At 56.7% G+C, this 15,177-nt stretch carries 11 protein-coding genes; 3 read left to right on the forward strand and 8 right to left on the reverse strand.

The features are described 5' to 3' along the window. Window positions 1–416: 416 nt before the first annotated feature. From LEP6406_RS0205095 to glmM, 3 genes are all read right to left on the reverse strand, one after another. Window positions 417–1,634 (reverse strand): amino acid ABC transporter permease, encoded by a 1,218-nt coding sequence (locus tag LEP6406_RS0205095; protein WP_008316136.1) that lies wholly within the window; start codon window positions 1,632–1,634, stop codon window positions 417–419. Between the two features lie 3 nt (window positions 1,635–1,637). Continuing rightward, complete coding sequence (locus LEP6406_RS0205100; RefSeq protein WP_008316137.1) at window positions 1,638–2,795, reverse strand: amino acid ABC transporter permease; 1,158 nt, start codon at window positions 2,793–2,795, stop codon at window positions 1,638–1,640. Window positions 2,796–2,897: 102 nt separating this feature from the next. Next, on the reverse strand, window positions 2,898–4,343 hold the full coding sequence (glmM, locus tag LEP6406_RS0205105) for a phosphoglucosamine mutase (protein ID WP_008316138.1): 1,446 nt from the start codon (window positions 4,341–4,343) through the stop codon (window positions 2,898–2,900). 195 nt (window positions 4,344–4,538) lie between these two features. Here glmM and LEP6406_RS26625 point away from each other — a divergent pair, with 195 nt between their 5' ends. Further along, entirely contained in the window at window positions 4,539–4,976 is a 438-nt protein-coding gene (locus tag LEP6406_RS26625) for a DUF309 domain-containing protein (protein WP_036028175.1), read from the forward strand. A 289-nt stretch (window positions 4,977–5,265) separates the two neighbouring features. Here LEP6406_RS26625 and LEP6406_RS0205115 read toward each other — a convergent pair whose 3' ends face one another. Beyond that, window positions 5,266–6,531, reverse strand: a complete 1,266-nt coding sequence (locus LEP6406_RS0205115; RefSeq protein ID WP_008310012.1) for a TetR/AcrR family transcriptional regulator — start codon at window positions 6,529–6,531, stop codon at window positions 5,266–5,268. A gap of 505 nt (window positions 6,532–7,036) precedes the next feature. Here LEP6406_RS0205115 and LEP6406_RS0205120 point away from each other — a divergent pair. After that, entirely contained in the window at window positions 7,037–7,912 is an 876-nt protein-coding gene (locus tag LEP6406_RS0205120; RefSeq protein WP_008310010.1) for an acyl-CoA desaturase, read from the forward strand. A 335-nt stretch (window positions 7,913–8,247) separates the two neighbouring features. On the opposite strand, the gene LEP6406_RS0205125 is transcribed toward LEP6406_RS0205120, so the two are convergent. The 4 genes from LEP6406_RS0205125 to purH all read right to left on the reverse strand — a co-directional run bounded on the left by LEP6406_RS0205125 (window position 8,248) and on the right by purH (window position 14,256). Continuing rightward, a complete protein-coding gene (locus LEP6406_RS0205125) occupies window positions 8,248–9,753 on the reverse strand; it encodes a carotenoid oxygenase family protein (RefSeq protein WP_008310009.1) in 1,506 nt (501 codons plus the stop codon). 130 nt (window positions 9,754–9,883) lie between these two features. Continuing rightward, window positions 9,884–10,792 (reverse strand): DUF1194 domain-containing protein, encoded by a 909-nt coding sequence (locus tag LEP6406_RS26630; protein ID WP_008310007.1) that lies wholly within the window; start codon window positions 10,790–10,792, stop codon window positions 9,884–9,886. A 432-nt stretch (window positions 10,793–11,224) separates the two neighbouring features. Then, on the reverse strand, window positions 11,225–12,640 hold the full coding sequence (gene hydA, locus LEP6406_RS0205135) for a dihydropyrimidinase (protein ID WP_008310005.1): 1,416 nt from the start codon (window positions 12,638–12,640) through the stop codon (window positions 11,225–11,227). Window positions 12,641–12,696: 56 nt separating this feature from the next. Next, complete coding sequence (gene purH / locus LEP6406_RS0205140; RefSeq protein WP_008310003.1) at window positions 12,697–14,256, reverse strand: bifunctional phosphoribosylaminoimidazolecarboxamide formyltransferase/IMP cyclohydrolase; 1,560 nt, start codon at window positions 14,254–14,256, stop codon at window positions 12,697–12,699. A gap of 94 nt (window positions 14,257–14,350) precedes the next feature. Between purH and LEP6406_RS0205145 the strand changes: the two genes are divergently transcribed. Next, window positions 14,351–14,983 (forward strand): alpha/beta hydrolase, encoded by a 633-nt coding sequence (locus tag LEP6406_RS0205145; protein ID WP_008310001.1) that lies wholly within the window; start codon window positions 14,351–14,353, stop codon window positions 14,981–14,983. The last annotated feature ends 194 nt before the right edge of the window (window positions 14,984–15,177 follow it).

The following is a 15,177-nucleotide window of genomic DNA, read 5'->3' on the forward strand; positions in this document are numbered from 1 at the left end:
CAGTCTAGCCATTGTAGAAAAGTCCTCTTTACCCTACCTCTCAATGGTAAGGTCATTTCAGCCACCCAGTACTAGTGGTCTGCGGCGGAAATATCCTAACCGTTCTATCGTGGTACATCTCGGCCCCTCACCCTAGCCCTCTCCCAGGGGGAGAGGGGACCGAAAAAGGTTGGGCTGGTGCGACAATAGTGGACTGATTTACGCCCTGCGGTACTAGTGGTCTGCGGCGGAAATATCCTAACCGTTCTATCGTGGTACATCTCGGCCCCTCACCGTTCGGCTGAGCTCACGCCGAAGCCCTAGCCCTCTCCCACGGGGCGAGGGGACCGGAAAATGTTGGGCTGGTGCGACAATAGTGGGCTGATTTACGCCCTACGGTACTAGAGCGTGTAGACAATTAACTTAGCTGGGACAGGTTAATGCTCAGTGTTGAGCTTTTCTTCCAACTTGCGACTAGCCAGGGACATGGAGTAGCAGAAAACCCAGTAAATCACCCCCAAGAACAGATACATCTCCGCATAGCGTCCCAGGTAGCTGGGGTTGGCTAGGACCGATCGGCCCATGCCCAGCAGTTCCGCTAAGCCCACGATCGCTAGGAGCGTCGTGTCCTGAAAGAGACTAATGAACTGACCCACGATCGCGGGAATGGCGATTTTCAACGCTTGGGGCAAAACAATCAGCCCCAGGGTCATGGGGGTATTTAGCCCCAAGGATGCAGCAGCTTCCTGCTGGCCTCGGGGCACCGCCTGCAAACCTGCCCGCACATTTTCCGCTAGATAGGCGGCACTAAATAGGGCTAGGGCAATGATGGCCCGAATCACCCGGTCCGGTCGTGCCCCTTCCGGCAGGAACAGGGGAATCATCACCTGGCCCATAAACAGAAACGCTACCAAGGGGACGCCCCGGACTAGCTCGATATAGGCCGTAGACAACCAGCGCACAACGGGCAACTCACTGCGGCGACCCAGGGCCATCAGCAGCCCTAGGGGAAAACATAGGGCAATGCCACTGACAGCAGAGAACAGCGTCAGGGTTAACCCACCCCAGTCATTGGTCACCACATTTCGGAGGCCCAAGCCACCCCCGATCAGCCACAGCGCAGCGAAATAGGACAAAAACCACAGCAGGGAAAGCCCTTTCCCCAATCCCGGCACCTTTTGTCCTACCCCGTATCCTACCCAGGCCGTTGCCGCCACAATTGCCACCATGGGCAGCAAAATAGCGCTACTGGGCCGAGTCGGCGGAAACAGGACAAAAAAGGCACAAACGACCCCCAGACCCACCAGTACCGATGGGCTGAATAGACGGGGGAGATTGCGGGCGATAACCCCCCAAGACAGTCCTGCTAGGGTGCAAATAATCCCCAATAGAGTCCATATCCGCCAGTATTCTGCCGAGGGATAGGTGCCTGACATCAACAGGCCGATATTGTTCGGAATCAAGATCCACTGGGCCTTGGTAAAGGCCCAGATCACCATCTGATAGGCTCCAAATCCCAAAATCGCAGTAATGATGATCGTCAGCAGGCTGTTGAACCAGTCGTTGAACAGGTTTTTACGCACCCATGCGAGGGGGCCAGTCTTGACTAGGGCAGGGGGGCCAGAGGAAAAGGAATCGGGAGTTGCGGTGGTCATGGCTTAGCGCTCCTTAAACTGCACCGCTCGGTTGAGCTGGTTCATAACAACGGTGATGGCTAGACACATCACCAAATAGGTGGCCATCAAGACCACAAACACCTCTACAGGGCGACCTGTCTGATTAAAGGTGGTGTTGGCAATGGAATAGATTTCCGGGAAGGCAACAGCGAAGGCCAGACTGGAGTTCTTGGTCAGGTTCATGTACTCGCTGTTGAGGGGGGGGATGATCACCCGCATGGCCTGGGGAAAGACGACGAGTTGCATGACTGCCCCAGCGGACAGACCCAGCGATCGCGCTGCTTCCCACTGGCCTCTAGAAACCGATTGGATGCCTGCCCGGACAATTTCCGCGACAAAGGCAGAAGTGTAAAACACTAGGGCTGATAGGGCTGCCACATATTCCCGCGAGAGGCGTAACCCGCCCGTAACACCGCCACCCTCTACGGCCTCAGGAACGCGCCAGTTCAACCCAAAGATGACGATTAGGAGCACAATCGCCACCAGCCCCACTAGGCCGTAAAGCTGGGATTGACCGCCAGTTGCGGTCGCCACCCGAACTTGGGTGTACCACCCCCAAAGGAAAAAGCTGCCTACTAAGCCCACCACAATGACCCCAATTCCGAGCAAGGCCAGTTGGGCCGTTGCCGGCCAGAGTAGATAGGCCCCTCGGTTGTTGAGATACATCAGCCCCAAAACATTAATTTGGTCTGCGGGCCGGGGCAGATTGCTATAGACCGCGAAGTACCAAAAGAAGAGCTGGAGTAGCAGCGGAACGTTGCGTACTAGGCCAACGTAAGCCCGACTGATTTTATAGAGGAGCCAGTTGGGGGAAAAACTGGCGACCCCCGCTGTCACCCCGACAATGGTGGTGAAGACAATGCCCGCAATTACCAGGGTTACGGTGTTCGATAGCCCTACGGCGAGAGCTTTCCAGTAGGGATCCTGGGGCAGGTATCTGATGGCGCTCTCGCCAATGCTGAAGCCCGCTGGGTTGAGTAAAAACCTAAAGCCAAAAGGGCTACCCTGACGAATCAGGTTTCGATTTAAGTTGCCTAGGAAAAAGGCAATTAGTGCCCCGACTACCAGAACGGTCAACACCTGGAAGGCAATTTTCCAGAATCGCTCGTCCCGCAGCAGCGTCTTCACGTTGAAGGCCATTGTTTGATCACTAGAGGGTGGGATTAGTCAGCACCATAGGGCAAAATGCCGCTCAAATAAAGTTGCATTGGTTACAGCAGGTCTCTGATGGGCGTAATGGCCTCACCCCACGAGATGTTGTCGGACGGTTAGGGCAATGTGATCAGTCCAGTGATCCACTAGGGATTGGTGCTCGGCTTCTACCATGACGCGAATCAGGGGTTCTGTACCGGAGGGGCGCACCAGCACCCGGCCCCGATCTCCCATGTCTGCTTGGGCTGCCGCGATCGCAGTTTGGATCGGCGCAGAGTCTTGCCAATGCTTAATGCGATCGCGATCCGCGACCCGCACATTTTCTAACCGTTGGGGATAGGTTTGGAAACTTCGATCCACCAGAGCGGAAAGAGAGCCGCCACACTGATGAACCAAATCCGCCAAGTGCAGCGCCGTCAAAATACCATCCCCCGTCAGACTGTAGTGGTGGCAGAGAATATGACCCGATTGTTCGCCCCCCAACTTAGCCCCCCGCTCCACCATGGCAGCATGAACGTATTGATCCCCCACCTGGGTGCGGACTAAGGTTCCCCCCAAGTGATTCCAGGCCCGCTCGAAGCCCAAATTTGCCATCACCGTCGAGACAATCGTGTCCTCCGGCAGGCGGTTCGTGTCCCGCAGGGTCTTGCCCCAGAAATAAAGAATGTAGTCACCGTCTACGATCCGTCCCTGGGCATCCACCGCCAGCACCCGATCGGCATCGCCATCAAAGGCAAAACCGATGTCAGCATTGTGGGCCTGAACCGCTGCTTGCAGGGCTCCTAGGTGGGTAGAGCCACAGTTGACATTAATACGATCGCCATCCGGTAACCCGTGGAGCCCCACAATGTTCGCCTGGGTGCCCGCAAATGCTCGCTCAGCAATACCCGCCGCCGATCCCCAAGCCATATCCAGTACAATCCGCATTCCCCCCAATGCCAAACCTGTGGGAAAGGGATCGTGGAGAAAGTCCAGGTAGCGATCAATCAGCTCAGGACGGCTATAGCACTGGCCCCAGCGCCCCGTTGCCGCCGGTTGCAGGTCTCCAGTGCCCCGCAGTGCCGCCTCAATACGCTGCTGAAGGAGAACCGGCAGCTTGGTGCCATCTGCGGCAAAGAACTTGATGCCATTATCCGCCGGAGGATTGTGGCTAGCGGAAATCATAATGCCGCCGACCGCCCCCATAGCCTTGGTCAGGTAGGCCACCGCTGCCGTCGGGCACAGCCCCAACTGCCACACATCTAAACCCGCCGAGGTCAACCCCGCCGCCAAGGCTGTGGCCAACATATAGCCAGAGGTGCGCGAGTCCTGACCCACCAAAACAGGTCCCACAGCACCACCCTGCTGCTGCAACACCAAACCTGCCCAGTAGCCGACCTGCATCGCCAGAGGAGCTGTCAACAGTTGCCCCGCCTGCCCCCGAATTCCATCGGTGCCAAACAGGGGAGAGGTCGGTAACACCAGCGATCCCCACTGGGTTGTCTCCACTGTAGGCACTGCCCCATTCACCGCCAAGCGTACAGAAGACCCTACCATTGACCGATCGCTCCTCACACACGCACACTATCCAGTGGAGAATACCATTTCTCTTTAGAAATCTTTGGATCTGTAGCCAGTTCCCCCATTGGCCCCCAGATCCCCCGTTCACCTCTCAAAATTTAAAATTCTATTGACAGCAGCATCCATTGAGCGCGGTTTCCACACCCCCACACCCCCACACCCCCACACCCCATGCCTCCCCCCCCTACCTTCCGGGATGGAATCGCCCAGTTTAATCAAGGTGAGTTCTACGATTGCCATGACACCCTAGAGGCGATTTGGATGACGGCGGATATCCCTGACAAGCCTTTTTACCAGGGTATTTTACAAATCGCTGTGGCTCTCTATCACCTGAGTAATCACAATTGGCGAGGGGCGGCAATTCTTTTTGGGGAGGGCAGTCGCCGTCTAGAACCCTACGAACCAACCTATTACGGTATCAATGTCACAGATCTGCTGGATCGGGCGGCGGAGTGGTTAATCGCCCTTCAAGAGTTGGGACCGGAGCAGGTGGCACAGGTGGCTACGGCATTAATCCCGCCTCAGGCCCCTGAGATGCTCTCTGAAGCAGACTCCAGTCCTAGGGCAGTTGCCTTACAACTCCCGTCGCCTCAGATTTTGCCGAGTTGAGTCCTGGATGCATGGCGTGGGGGTGGGGGGAAGGTGATAGGTGACAGGTGATAGGTGATAGGGAAGAACCCTAGGGGCGGGTTTTGCCAGGATTAGGTGGGTGATTCAGGACTGGGCTGGCAAAACCCGCCCTGCCCCGTGCCGGGTCATCTAGTTGTTTTGTTTTTTCCGTAGGGGCGCGTTTCCGCGCCCAATGCAGGATGTCGCCGTAGGGGCGCGGGTTTTTGTTTGTGCTAATCCAGGGAACGCTGCCAAGCCCCGAGCCCTCTCCTCAAACCCTTTTTTCGGTTTAGATTCCCCCAGAAGTGGGGGGCGGAGCTGAGGGCGGGGAGGTGGGTTTGCGATCCAAACGAATTGCTTGCTCTAGGGCAATCTTCTCTCTGGCCCGATCGGCATAGGGCTGAAGTTGCTCCAGGGATTGCCCGGTGAGAAGGGTGAGATTTTCCAAGCTGATGCCTCGCATGAGCATGTCGATACACCAGGTTTGGTGGGCCTGGATTAGTTTGGGGGGCTGCCCTTCGGGGGTACGGAGTCCTTCAGTCCAACGTTGCCAATGGTGCTGCACCGTAGTCAGGGTGAGGGGGGTATCGGTCTCGTCTAGAAATAGGGCAGGCAGATCGTCTTTACGGGTTTTGAGCCACTTGGTCAGGGGATTGTTTTTGGGTGTACCGTAGCGCTTTCCGCCAATCCACTGGTTGATAGCGACTTGGCGACGGCCCTGGGGGCTGCTCAGGCGTAACAGTTGTTGTTGGGGCTCGCTGCTGTGATGAATCCGTTGCAGATAAACGACCTCTGTGGGGAATAGGCCCGCGCCTAGGATGCCATAGGCGAGGGCATAGTCTTGGGGGCTGGCTTTGCGGGCTGATTGGAGAATGGTCTGCACCAGGGAGGGGGGTAGGTCCATTACGGTTGTAGCGGGGGTATCAGTGGCAGGGGCAATAGGGATGGGGAGTCTCAGGGCGGTGATGGGCTGGGGTCTCAAAAAGAGCTGGGTCACGGTGTCTATGAATTGGTCTTGGTGAGGCCAGAGTTGATGGGCTTCACTGGTGCATTCAATAACGGCGTAGCCCAACAGTAGACAGTGGAGGAGGGCCGCAAACTGGTCGGGGGACAGAGGCGGGGCTAGATCGGCATCTGCGATCGCGGGGGCAAAATATTCCGCCACACTACGGGTAGCCTGGGTCAGGCATTGCCCGATGGCCCGCCGATTTTCGGGTGGATATTGGTCTGCCTCACCGATCAGGGAGCGTACCAGTTCCGGCACCTGACCCAACAGGCGGAGATTGGCCTGGACATAGGCCGAAAAGCTCTGGGCTAGATCAGTACTGGGCGGCAGCGATCGCCGTAGGGTTTCTGGCAATTCAGCAAAGAGGGGAGATTCCTCAATCACTGTCAGCAATAGACCGTACTTGTTGCCAAAGTTGCGAAACAGCGTGACCTCGTTCACCCCCGCCAAGTTGGCGATTTGGCGCGTGGTGGTATTGCTAATTCCCTGGGACACAAATAGGTCTAGGGCAGCTTGGATTAAGCGATCGCGGGTGGAGGGAGAGGTCATGGGAGGACGGTGGGGGGGTGTGAGGGTATGGGGGTGTGAGGGTGTGGGGGTGTGTTGGCGAAGCCTGCCCGAAGGGCTTGGGTGTGAGGGTGTGAGGGAATTTTGAGTTTTGAGTTTTGAGTTTTGAGTTTTGAGTTGAATGTCCCGTAGGGTGCATAACGCTAAGGCGTGGCTTCGCCCACGCGAAGCAATGCACCATCTTCAGTTGGGGTTGGAGGGTGCATAACGCTAAGGCGCGGCTTCGCCTTTTATGTCGCTTGCGCAACGCGAAGCAATGCACCGCAGAGATGCCGCGCCTAATGAAGGATGCCCGGTGAGTGGGTGACCGATATTGGTCTGGTGGTGGGATGTTATTTAATTGCACGTCCCTTAGTAGGGCAGTAGGAGGCTAGAGGAGATGCAAGTGTCACTTGCATGTTTTGGGAAATACTGTTAGCGTATCGCTATGGATGTAAGTGACACTTGCATCTCACCATAACAGGCGATGCTAAACAAGGACATTCCTATGATTTCTAGTCCAGCAGGGGCAGCCCTAGCCCCCTACAACACTCAGCCGACCCAGCAGTTTAGTTGGATTAGCCTCGGTTTTTTTAGTGCGTTTCACCTCATTGCACTAGTGGCCGCCCCCTTCTTCTTCTCTTGGTCAGCCCTGGGGGTTGCCGTCTTGCTGCACTGGCTATTTGGCGGCATCGGCATTTGTCTGGGTTATCACCGGATGCTTAGTCACCGGAGCTTTCAGGTGCCCCGCTGGCTCGAATATGCGATCGCATTTCTCGGCGCTTTATCCATCCAAGGCGGACCTATCTTTTGGGTAGCGGGGCATCGACGGCACCATGCCTTCACAGAAGACGTAGCCGCCGATCCCTACTCCGCCAAACGGGGATTTTGGTGGAGCCATGTGCTCTGGCTAATCTACCTACAAGCCGATACCTTTGATCAAAAGCGCTACGGCAAATATGCGCCAGACCTTATGCGCCAACCCTTCTACCGTTGGCTCAACCGCTATTTTCTGCTGCTCCAACTGCCCCTAGCCGCAGGACTCTATGCCCTAGGCGGTTGGTCTTGGGTGATCTACGGCATCTTTGTCCGGGCAGTGTTTCTGTGGCACGCCACCTGGTTTGTCAACTCCGCCACCCACCGCTGGGGCTATCGCACCTTTGCCGCCAAAGACAATTCCCGCAACCTGTGGTGGGTCTCCCTCCTGACCTACGGAGAAGGCTGGCACAACAACCACCATGCCCATCCCCGTGCCGCCCAGACGGGCTGGCGCTGGTGGGAAGTGGATGTCACTTGGTGGACCATTCAACTCCTACGGCGGTTAGGCTTAGCGAAACGGGTCGTAGCCATGACGCCCCAGGGCACCACCCGCATCCTGAGATAGTTCATTAGTAAAAACTCAATCCGAGTAAAAACTCAATCCGAATGACGGCTGTGCGCACAATAGATTTAGAGACGTTCTGTCGGGAAAATAACTGAAACAGAAAAATTACCCCAACGCTCTGGAAATCCCAGCCTTAGGGGTGAAGTCAACTTCATCGAAGACATCTGTCTCACTCCCTGATAACACATGCCTAGCCCGGTTTGTTCGCAAACCGGGCTTTTTCTGGTTGTAGGTTGGGTGCAGCGCTAGCGGAACCCAACATGGCCCACCGCTGTTGGGTGACCCTTCGTTTTACCCAACCTACGCAGACTCACAAAGGCAAAGTTGACTGAGTACTAAGGACCGAAGTAGGTCTCCGTGAAGCTGCCGTGGAGGCCGTAGGGGACATGGTGGTGGAGTTTGAGTCGGGCTATGGGACCTGCCGAAATATTCTGCCCATTGACAATGATCACATCCGAGCATTGGCGAGCGGCATTGTAGGTGAGGCATAGCACCCAGCCGTCATCCTCCACCGTGGCCCCTGGACGGGGCACAAAGATCGGTTCTCCCATGAAGCCCCGAGGGGCCTCGCTCCACATCTGCTCCTCACCCGTGAGTAGATCCCGCTTTAGGAGTGCCTGGAGGGGCGCATTGCCCGTAGGTTGGTGGGCTGCCCCTATATAGAGATAACGGTAGGGGCGACCAACGCGATCTCGGTGCAGCGTTGGGAACTCGCAACAGCGTTCAACCAAAGTTTTGGCTGTCAGTTTCCGCGTCGCTACATCCACGGTGAACCGACAGAGTTGCCCCTCCGGCAGTTGGCTAAAGTCCACCATCTCGTAGCCCATACCCTCATCCAGAGATGGAAACTTCCGATAGGCAATAGAATCGATCACCACCTGGCCATCCTCTTCAAAGGCATTGGCATGGTGAAAAACAAAGCAGGGGGGAGCCTCAACCGTAATTACCGCCCCCTGACCTTGGCGGGGGATTAGCAGCACCTTGGTCGGCTGCTTGGGGTTGAAATGAATGCATTCCGCTGCCCCCTTGCTCCCCAAAATAAACCCCAAGGGATTGAAGCTAACGGGATTTTGGAAAAAGATGGCGTAATTCGGCGTAATGGCAAAGTCATGGAGAAAGGCAAAGCCGGGAACAGTGGTGCGATAGCCTTTTGAGGCCGATTCTTGACCATCGCGGTGCAACAGCCGTCCCTCTGCATCAAACTCCAACAGGGTAATCGTGCTCGACATCCCCGCCTTAAGGGAAAAGGTTACCAAGCGCGGCGGTACTCCCCCATCCCCCGGATCAATACGGGGATGGGCCGCAAAGGCGTCCCCTGGCTGAAGTAACCCATCTAAATTATCCAGCCCCAGAGTTTCCAGGGTCGTGGGATCCAGACGGTGGGGCTCCGCCGCCTCCCACAACGCCAAAAGCTTTTGGCCCCAGTAGATGACGTGGGTATTGGCAATATTCTTCAGCCGTAGATCAAAGGCATTAGCCCAGAGTCCCCCAGGCTTTTGGGTACCAAAGACCCCCCGATACAGGGGCTTCTGGGCCTGCTGTTCCGCCACATAGCCCGCTGTCTGCACAAAGCGATTGCGATAATAGGCCCGCCCTTGGGAGAAGGCAATGCTGCTGATCATGCCGTCTCCATCGAAGGGATGGCGGACGGGGTATTCATGGATATCCAGTAGCCCCGGCCCGTTGCGAAACAGAGTGCCGCTCAGTTCCGGGGGAATGACTCCCTCCACCGCGTCAATCCAGTAGGCAAACTCCTTCGGCTGGGAACGGTAGCCACTGCGCCAATCCGCCAAGGTGTAGGACAGATCAGTAGTTGCAGTGGAGGCAGGTAGGGTTGGCATAGGGAGGCAGATTACGCTTCATTAAGCAGTACTTTAATAAATTGTAATCTTCCCTCGACGATTTCCGGCCTCCAATCCCTGAAGGTAATGGGCAAAGGGCTATGCCCTTTGCCCATCCTACGGATACTCCTTATGCTTGCCGTAACACCGAACTTAGAGTTGCGGCCCCAAACAGCATTAAGGCCACCGTGACACCAGGTTCTGGCACCGAGGTTCCTGGCCCAGGGTCGGGGGGAAGCACCACAATTTCCTTCTTGATTTTGTTCAGAACTGCTTGCTCGAAGTCACTAAAGCTGGCTGCAACCTCTACAAAGGAGCCCTCCCCACCAATGACATTGTTCGTGTAGTAGTCATCCAGGGTACTCGATGGGGAATCTAAAATGGGCAACCCATTGATAATCACCCCTTGATCCAAGAGGTTCTGCCGTGCGGCGGCTAAGGTATTGAGATTACCGCCAGAATTATTAGTCCCATCCCCGGAAATATCCAGTACACGGCGATTGGTGGTGAAGGTGCTGGTATTGGCAAAGAGATCCGATGCCTTTCCCATTGCGTTAATGATACTGGTTAAGGGGCCGACACTGGGAACGCCCAGTGTACCGGGTCGGGCTGCCCCGGCAATGAGGTCGGCAAATTCATTGGAGGTGGTAGCGTCGGTAATGTGAAACCAGTCGATGGTGGTGGCTGCTGTTGTCGCCCAGTAGGAAAAAGCGACAGCAATGCCCCCCGGAGTATTTTCAATCCGGTCGATCACCTCCGCATTGCGGAAGGCCGCAACATAGCCATTTCGTTGGATGGCAAACTCATTCGCGTCTACGCTACCAGAGACATCTACGGACAGTACCAGCTTAGTGCCCACCAGGGTCGCACTGTAGGCAACCTGGGCGAACATAGCCCCCAGGGTCATAAACCCAGAGACTAGGCTTACTACCCCTAAAAGTTTGCGCCTGGGCAAGCGGATGCTTGGGAGAGGCTGGGGTTTATCAGAATTAGAGGTGTCATTCGGCTGTTGCTGGTAAAAGGCTACGATGGGGCGCATCGTTAAGTCTCCTGAGAAAATTTGCTATAGCAATCCTGTATGAACTTTTTTGAGCAAACGTCTTCGTGGGTTTTTTCCTGGTGGAGAGGCTGCGCGAACGCGGCTGCACCCACACTACGACGGCCTTCAAAAATCAAATGGAATTGCTATAAATTGGAACCACTGATTCATCACGACCATAACTTGTATCCTTTAGCAGTGAACAGTGTACGTACTTTCCACATCCCAGGAATCTCGTAAAACCTCACGCAAAATTCATATAAAGGACGGGAACTTTACGTGAATTTCATGATTTACCTATGTAAATTTTATGAGTCAGTATATGTGTTGACTTTTGGATCCTTAGTCACATAGACCGAGGCGCAGCGGATTTGATGACGATAGGCACAAAGCTTTGCCACGGTTGAAAGGCAAGGCAATGGCGAACCAGATTCATAGCACCCGGCCCGAGGCGCTGCGGGGCTGGTACTGGCCCATGCCCGCCCGCCCCAACCAGCGATCGCAATCGACAATGCACTGCCCCCGTAGAAACACCTTTTTCACCTTGCCCGTCACCTCCCGTCCTTCAAAGAGGGAATAGTCCACGAGGGAATGGTGGGTGCTGGCGCTGAGGGTGTGGGTTTCGTTGGGGTCAAAGAGGACAATATCGGCATCACTGCCCACGGCGATTGTGCCCTTGCGGGGAAAGAGGCCAAACATCTTGGCTGGGGCGGTGGCGGTGAGTTGGACAAAGCGATTGAGGTTAATCCGCCCCGCCCGAACGCCCCCGTCGTAGAGCAGAGTGAGGCGCAGTTCCACCCCAGGGGCTCCGTTGGGGATTTTAGAAAAGTCGTCTTGACCAAACCGCTTAGACTTCAGCAGACCCAGGGGATTTTCGTTGAAACAAAAGGGACAGTGGTCCGTTGCCACCAGTTGTAGATCGTCGAACTGGAGTCCCCGCCAGAGGGCATGTTGGCATTTGTGGTCCCGCAAGGGCGGCGTCATCACATATTTCGCCGCCTCAAAGCCCGGTCGCTCGTATTCATGATGGTCCAGAAAGAGGTAATGGGGGCAGGTTTCAGCAAAGGCATGGATACCGCGATCGCGGGCTTCTACCACCGCCTCTAGAGCTTCCGCCGCCGACAGGTGAACAATATAGACCGGCACCTCCGCCAGCTCCGCAATACGAATCACCCGATGGGCCGCTTCCCCCTCCATCAAGCTGGGGCGGGTAAGTTGGTGATATTGGGGTGACGTATTACCCTGCTCCAATGCCTCCTCGATCAGAGCTTGGATCACCACCCCATTTTCCGCATGGAGATTGACCATCCCCCCATGGCCCCCCACCTTGCGCATGGTTTTGAAGATGGCGGCATCATCCACCATCAACACGCCGGGGTAGGCCATATAGAGCTTGAAGCTAGAGACGCCGTCGTGGTTGATCAGATCCGGCAGTTCCCCCAGAGAAGCAGGATTAATGTCGGTGAGAATGACGTGGAAAGCGTAGTCTACGCAGCACTGGGGTTCGGCGGCAGCGAGGCGGCGATCTAGGGCCGCCTTGGGGCTGTCGTTGTGGAACTGCTGGGCAAAGTCGATGATGGTGGTGGTGCCACCAAAGGCGGCGGACACTGTCCCCGTTTCAAAGCTGTCACAGGTATAGATGTCGTTGCCCATGGGGGTTTCCATGTGGACATGGGCATCAATACCACCGGGCAGCACCAGTAATCCCGTAGCATCATGGTGCTCGGCCTCCGCTACGGAGAGACTGCGGCCAATGGCCTCGATCTGTCCGTCCTGGATCAGAATGTCGCCGATGTAATCGTCTACGGCGGTGATGATGCGACCGCCTTTGATCAATACCTGAGTCATGAATTTAAGGGATGGGGAACAATTAGAGTCAATTGTGCCCAGGCAAGGGATCACTTTTAGTGTAAAAAGTGACGCACCTCTGTCAGCACCATCACTAAACCCAATTCATTCGCTGCTTGGATGGAGTCTTCGTCGCGTTTGCTGCCGCCCGGTTGCACGATGGCGGTAATTCCGGCGGCGGCGGCTGTCCGCACGGAGTCGTCGAAGGGGAAAAAGCCATCACTGGCCAGGATTGCCCCCTGTGCCTGCTCTCCCGCTTGGGTCAGGGCGATCTGGACCGATCCTACCCGGTTCATTTGCCCCGCACCGATACCCAGGGTGGCGCGATCGCGGGTAACGACAATGGCATTAGACTTCACATGCTTCACCACCCGCCAAGCAAATAGCAGTTCCTCTAGCTGGGCTGTATCTGGCTTGCGCTCCGTCACCACCCGCCACGTCGCCGGATCGTCTGGGAGGTCATCGGCGGTCTGGACCAAGAGTCCCCCGGCGATGGCTCGGGGCAGGTGGTGGGGCCCCTGGGTCAAATCCGCCAACAGTAGCACCCGCAAATTGCCCTTCTTCTTCAAAATCGTCGCTGCCTCTGGGTCACAGCCAGGGGCAACAATACATTCCAAAAAAGTCTGGGTAAGGGCGGTGGCGGTGGCTTTGTCAATAGGCTGGTTGAGCACCACAATGCCACCAAAGGCCGATACATTATCGGCATTGAAGGCCCGTGTATAGGCGTCGGCGAGGCTACCTGCGATCGCAACACCACAGGGATTCGTATGCTTCAGCACCGCCGCCGCTGGCACCACCGGGGGAAACTCCGCCATCAAGCGGCGAGCCGCCTCCAGATCCACCAGATTGTTGTAGCTCAGGGGTTTGCCCTGGAGTAGCTCCGCCGCCGTCCAACCCGAGGGCACTGCCCCCACCTGATACCAGTGGGCGGGTTGGTGGGGATTTTCGCCATAGCGTAGGGTTTGGTGCTGGGTGGCGGTGAGGGTCCAGCGCTCCGGCAGGGGAACCCCGGCCTCGGTATCCGTCGCCGTTTCTAGGGTCAGATATTGGGCAATGGCCTGATCGTAGCTAGCGGTATGCCAAAAGGCTTGGCGAGCACAGGCAGCGCGGAAGGCGGGGGGAACGCTGCCGTCATGCTCCGTCAGCGCCTGAACATACTCCTCGTACTGGTTGGGGTGACACAACACCGTGACATAGGCATGGTTTTTGGCTGCCGCCCGCAACAGGGTAGGGCCACCAATATCAATTTGCTCAATCGCCTCCGGTAGCGTCACCTCTGGCTGGGCGATCGTCTGCTCAAAGGGATAGAGATTGACCACCACTAGGTCGAAGGGGCGGACATCGTTATCCGCCATATCCGCCTGGTCGCTGGATAAACCAGGACACCCCAGAATGCCGCCGTGGATGCGGGGATGGAGGGTCTTCACCCGACCCCCCAGAATCTCCGGGGATCCGGTAAAGTCTGCCACCTTGGTGACGGCTAGACCCGCATCTGCGATCGCGCGGGCCGTGCCGCCACTGCTGACTAACTCAAAGCCAAATTGCTCCACCAGAGCCAGCGCCAGCGCCACTAACCCAGTCTTGTCCGACACACTCAGTAGTGCTAGCCCCGCCATGGTCCTGCTCCCAAACGCCATCCAATCACTATACAGAAAAGCCCCAGAACGGTAGAACAGGAAAGCAAACGCCCTTTCCCACCCCAAAGCCACCATGACTCTCCGGGCCATCACCCAACCCGCCACCACAGGTATCGTTGATTATCTCTTTATTGGCCTCCACGGTTGGGGAGCCAATGGTGCAGATCTGGCCGCCCTAGGCACCTACCTCAACTTGCCTCACTACACCAAGATCTTTCCCGACGCCCCCCTGCCCCTGCCCCAGGTGCCGGGGGGCTGCATGTGGTACGACTTCCCTGCTGGGTACGATTTTCGCTCCTCGCCCCAAGTCGAACACCAGGCAGATCTGCAAGCCACTCGTCAGCAGCTCCGGGACTGGATTGAGGCGACGGCAGCGGCGATGGCCGTGCCCCTAGAGCGCACGGTGGTGGCGGGGTTTTCCCAGGGCGGGGCCATGGCGATGGATGTGGCCTTGCAACTTCCCCTGGCGGCGGTGCTGGTGTTGAGCGGCTATCTTCACAGCGATCCCCAGCCCCATCAGCCCTCCAGCCCGGTGTTCATGGTTCACGGGCGACTGGACCCTGTGGTGCCCATCGCAGCAGCCCACCAAGCCCGCGATCGCCTTCAGTCTCTCCAGGTCTCGGTGGCCTATCAAGAATGGGATATGGGCCACGAAATCACCCTCCCCGTGCTCCAGGCCATCCAAGAATTTTGCCAAGGTCTGTAACGGAGATTGGGGCTGAGGCTCTGCCAATCCAGTCCAGGGGACGGGTTCCTAGAAAGGAGGCTGGCTAAGGAGTAAGGCCATGGTCTAGGAACCCGTCCCCTTTGCCAACCCAGATTGCGCGATTGGCTGGAATCGAGGTAGATTGGGCGCTCAGAGTTCAATCCCTGGAGTCGCATGGCCAGAAGCGGCCAAAG

It is taken from the genome of Leptolyngbya sp. PCC 6406 (assembly GCF_000332095.2).
Lineage (GTDB): Bacteria > Cyanobacteriota > Cyanobacteriia > Phormidesmidales > Phormidesmidaceae > PCC-6406.